The organism is Priestia sp. P5_B4, from assembly GCF_056400385.1.
Map to the genome: position 1 here is coordinate 1 of NZ_JBFULJ010001278.1, position 805 is coordinate 805.

1 protein-coding gene is annotated in these 805 nt (G+C 38.3%); it reads left to right on the plus strand.

From position 1 onward, the window contains the following. Positions 1-805, plus strand: an 805-nt coding sequence (locus AC1DRF_RS30480) for a cytochrome P450 (RefSeq protein WP_477742631.1), incomplete at both ends; no start/stop codon positions are given.

The window sequence follows — 805 nt, forward strand, 5'->3', positions numbered from 1 at the left end:
GACATAAGACAGATAGTCGTAGCTGTACTCCTTCAACTTGTATTTGGCATTTCGATTGAGGAGAAAGATAAAATTCACTATGTTCAAGCGCTTATGAGAAAAAAAGAAAAGTTAGGCAAAATTTATATTCGTCTACCTTTGCACCAGCTTGACTCAGATGAGCAGCTAGAACAACTCCTTTTTGAACGCGTTCAAATGCGTGTTCAAAACAAAACCGAAGGAAATGATTTACTGCAGTATATATTGAATTCTTACGGAGAAGACAGCGATGAAAGAGAAATATATGAACAGCTAAATTCTATATTCCTTTCGATGTATGAAATGATTACGCACGTATGCAGCTGGTCTATTCATTTACTGTCTCAAAATACTAGGGAGCACCTTCAGCTGCATAAAGAAATTCAAGCCTATGCTAGCGGCGAATCACTTTCAACCAAAAATCTGACCTATATGCGCAAAATAATTGCTGAAAGCATGAGGTTGTATCCGCCTCTTTGGCTATTTGGGCGTCAAGCACGTGAAGATATACAAATAGATGGCTACAGTATCAAAAAAGGGGAGATTATGTTAATCAGCCCTTATATGATGCATCGCCATGAAGATTATTTTTTAGAGCCAAGTGAATTTTTACCTGACCGTTTTGAAAAAGGAGGGTCCATTGATGTCCCAAGCTATATGTATATGCCGCTTGGGATTGAGCATCAAGCGGAAAGGGGCATTAACTATATCACTGAAATAGTAACCATTTTTCTGTCAGAAATGACAAAGCGCTTTTTATTTCAGCTGACTGAGCCCGAATCTATTG